The organism is Bacillus sp. JJ1127, assembly GCF_036965845.1.
Taxonomy (GTDB): domain Bacteria; phylum Bacillota; class Bacilli; order Bacillales; family Bacillaceae_G; genus Bacillus_A.
In genome coordinates this window covers 1-3957 of sequence record NZ_JBALQK010000369.1, presented here as the reverse complement: position 1 = coordinate 3957, position 3957 = coordinate 1, and the positions used below count along the sequence as shown (strand labels likewise).

The following is a 3957-nucleotide window of genomic DNA, read 5'->3' as shown; positions in this document are numbered from 1 at the left end:
ACCGCTTCTATGCATGGCCAGATGCTCTCTCCCACCTAAAAAGAGAGGTTTTATGTCGGTTTTTTAATTGATGTATATATATCTTAAACTTGGCTATATCGGAAAATTTTTGAAGGTAAAGTTTTCTTCTCGATTTTTTGATAAGATAGAGAGAGAAACTATCTTACTAAACTATTCAGGTAATCTATGTGGTGGCCGATTACCTACTTATTTTCAGCATGGCATTACATATAGTGCAGTGAATGAATTTGTAAGCGGAATGGGAGAGAATAAGAGAAATAGTTTTAAGAATGCTGGAACTGTCGAGAGGATAGGCCATTAATTATTAATAGAAATAGAGGAATCATAGAATGAATATGCAGGAAGTATATAAATATTTACGTACAATATTACCAGAAGGACATGTGAAGCAAGATGAAATGCTAAAGGATCATACGCATATAAAAGTAGGAGGAAAAGCAGATGTGTTTGTTATACCTACTACTTATACTGAAATTCAGCAAGTGGTACAGTATGCGAATATAAACAACATTCCAATTACGTTTTTAGGAAATGGCTCTAATGTCATTATAAAAGACGGTGGTATTCGTGGAATCATATTGAGTTTGACTCATATAACAGATATTACTGTGAATGGACAAACAATTGTAGCACAAAGTGGTGCTGCTATTATTGATGTTTCAAGAACGGCGCTAGAGCATTCTTTAACGGGACTTGAATTTGCTTGTGGTATACCAGGGTCAGTTGGCGGAGCATTATATATGAATGCAGGTGCGTATGGTGGCGAAGTTGCATATGTATTAACAAAAGCGGTTGTTATGACAAAAGAGGGAGAGTTACTTACTCTTTCAAAAGACGACTTTGATTTCGGATATCGTAAAAGTACATTTGCGAATAACCATTACATTATACTTGAGGCTACATTTGAACTTGAGAAGGGTGTATATGCAGAGATTAAAGAAAAGATGGATGATTTAACGTATAAAAGAGAATCGAAGCAGCCATTAGAATACCCTTCATGCGGTAGTGTCTTCAAGCGTCCGCCTAACCACTTTGCCGGTAAGTTGATTCAAGATTCTGGATTACAAGGAAAGAGAATTGGTGGTGTAGAAGTTTCTGTAAAACATGCTGGGTTTATGGTGAATGTTGATAATGGAACAGCGCAAGACTATATTGATTTAATTCATTTTGTTCAAAAAACTGTTCAAGAGAAATTCGATGTTACGTTAGAAAGAGAAGTAAGAATTATTGGAGAAGACTTAGTATAATTTTTAAAGCAGTAGGTATTTATTTTAAAAGTTATAAAAGTGTTATTGAAATATTATTTGTGGATGTAAGGTTTCAATGAAAGCTGGAATAAATAGAGTATGAACCCTTTCAAACGTTTGATCTTCATAGGATTTTAATTAGTGAAGGATAGGTTTATCCTTTACTTTATTTTTGTGGTATAACAAAAAAGAAAATGTGAATATTTTCAAAACATTTTTCTGTAGAATTGACAATAAAATTTTAATTCACTATAATGACTATAATTTAATATATCAAATACGTTGAAAGAGCCCAGTAGCAGTTTGTCACTGTTATCGAGAAAGCTAGGGGTTGATGGAACCTAGCACAAACAAACTTGTGAATTACACTCTGGAGTATCTTAGGTAATGCTAAGCGGAGTAGCAATCGATACTATTGCTAAGAGTGGCATAAATAGGAGAATGGATACTATTTGTGCAATCTGGGTGGTAACACGGTTAAAAATCGTCCCTATGTCTAGTGTAGACATGGGGACTTTTTGTATTCTTGCTAATTTGAGGTAAGAAAAATTTAAAAACTAAAGGAGCTGGAAAGATATGAACATCATTGATGAATTGGAATGGCGTGACGCCATTAATCAACAAACAGACGCAGAAGGATTACGCAAACTAGTAGAAGAGAAAAAGATTTCCTTGTACTGTGGTGTAGATCCAACTGGTGACAGCATGCATATTGGACATTTGATTCCGTTTATGATGATGAAACGATTCCAATTAGCTGGGCATCATCCAGTTATCTTAATTGGTGGAGCAACAGGAACAATTGGAGATCCAAGTGGACGACAAACGGAGCGTCAGCTGCAAACATTAGAACAAGTACAACATAATGTTGACGCATTAACAGCACAAATGAAAAAATTATTCGACTTTGGCGGCAATAGTGAAGTGAAAATGGTAAATAACTACGACTGGACACATCAAATCAACATTATCGAATTTTTACGTGACTACGGTAAAAACTTTAGTGTAAATAGTATGTTAGCAAAAGATATTGTAGCAAGTCGTTTAGATACTGGTATTTCATTCACAGAATTCACATACCAAATTCTACAATCCATGGACTTCCACCACTTATACAAAGAAGAAGGCGTACAATTACAAATTGGTGGTAGTGACCAATGGGGTAACATTACAAGTGGTTTAGATTTAATTCGCAGATTAGAAGGACCGGAAGCGAAAGTATTTGGCCTAACAATTCCGTTATTATTAAAATCTGATGGGACGAAGTTTGGTAAAACAGCAGGAGGAGCAATTTGGTTAGATCCTGAAAAAACAACACCATTTGAATTCTACCAGTTTTGGGTAAACGCTGATGATCGTGATGTAATGAAATACTTGAAATTCTTTACATTCTTAACGAAGGATGTAATCGATGAATTAGCAGTTAAAGTTCAAACAGAACCTCATAAACGTGAAGCGCAAAAAGTATTAGCAGAAGAAATGACGAAATTTGTTCATGGTGAGAATGCATTTTTACAAGCAGTAAAAATTACACAAGCGTTATTTAGTGGAGATATTAAATCATTAACTGCGGATGAAATCGAACAAGGCTTTAAAGATATGCCAACTTTCCAAGCTGCAAAGGAAACAAAAAATATCGTTGAATGGTTAGTGGATTTAGGGATTGAACCTTCTAGACGTCAAGCAAGGGAAGATATTAATAATGGGGCAATCTTAATGAATGGAGATAAAGTAACGGATGTAAATACAGATGTTACGGTGGAAAATTCATTTGATGGAAGATTTATTATTATTCGTAAAGGGAAAAAGAATTACAGCTTGGTGAAATTAGGAGAATAAATTCTAGTAGAGAGTGGAAGCGAGGAATTTAATTATGCTTTCATCTTGGGAAAGATCATTAGAATTAGCATATTTTAATCACTGTGTGATAACAGAAATTAATAAAACACAGCAAGTAAATTGGCTATTGGTAGATTTGGGATTAGAAAATGTAAACGAGGAAGAAATTAATGAGAAATTAGATCAAATGTTAATTGCCTTCAATCGTCTATTTAAGTATAAGTCTGTAAAACAAGTTCATCTAGGGTATTTTCGGATGCTGGATATTTTGAAAAAAGGAGACAGGTATCATCCGAGAATTCATATTCTTGTTCCAATGATAAAAAGTTATTTTCAAGGGAGATACTATATTAAGCGCGATAGTTGGAGTTCTTTGTGGAGCAGGGCATTAGGAATGGAGCAAGGTTTATATGTGAAGGTAAAAGTAATGAAAGCGAAAGAAGACCGATGTGAAATTCCTCATGAGAAATTGTTAAATTTTCGTGAACAGGAAAGTGAACCTTCTTTTCGAGAAAGTAAAATAATGACATCTAGACGTTTAATTGGATATAGTAAATTGTTAAAAAATGTAACGGACCAATTGATGGGTAGGAATAATTTCCATTTTGATATGGATAAATTCTGTATAGACGATTCAGTTGCAAGTCATGCGTTTATCAATATGCTACAATGGTATCCAGGGCTAAGAGAAGAGGAGAAAAATCCTCTTGTAAAATAACTTTTTAAAAGAAGAGTGAAAAAGTTCACTCTTCTTTTTTGTACTTATTTATTGTTTTGTATGAATAAAAATGCATAATTATTTATAATTATGTGTTTTTATTTTATGAATCAAAGGTTTAACGCTTTAGTG

General features: G+C 33.9%; 3 protein-coding genes and 1 other annotated feature. All 3 genes read left to right on the top strand.

Annotated elements, in window-relative coordinates; genetic code table 11:
- Positions 1-350: 350 nt before the first annotated feature.
- The gene (gene murB / locus V7183_RS24595) at positions 351-1268 is read left to right on the top strand and encodes a UDP-N-acetylmuramate dehydrogenase (RefSeq protein WP_335361165.1); all 918 of its coding nucleotides are present in this window, start codon (positions 351-353) and stop codon (positions 1266-1268) included.
- A 273-nt stretch (positions 1269-1541) separates the two neighbouring features.
- Positions 1542-1763 (top strand) — a binding site (T-box leader).
- Between the two features lie 81 nt (positions 1764-1844).
- Positions 1845-3107, top strand: coding sequence for a tyrosine--tRNA ligase (gene tyrS, locus V7183_RS24590; RefSeq protein WP_097894790.1), 1263 nt, complete (start codon positions 1845-1847; stop codon positions 3105-3107).
- Positions 3108-3141: 34 nt separating this feature from the next.
- On the top strand, positions 3142-3825 hold the full coding sequence (locus tag V7183_RS24585; RefSeq protein WP_335361164.1) for a protein rep: 684 nt from the start codon (positions 3142-3144) through the stop codon (positions 3823-3825).
- The last annotated feature ends 132 nt before the right edge of the window (positions 3826-3957 follow it).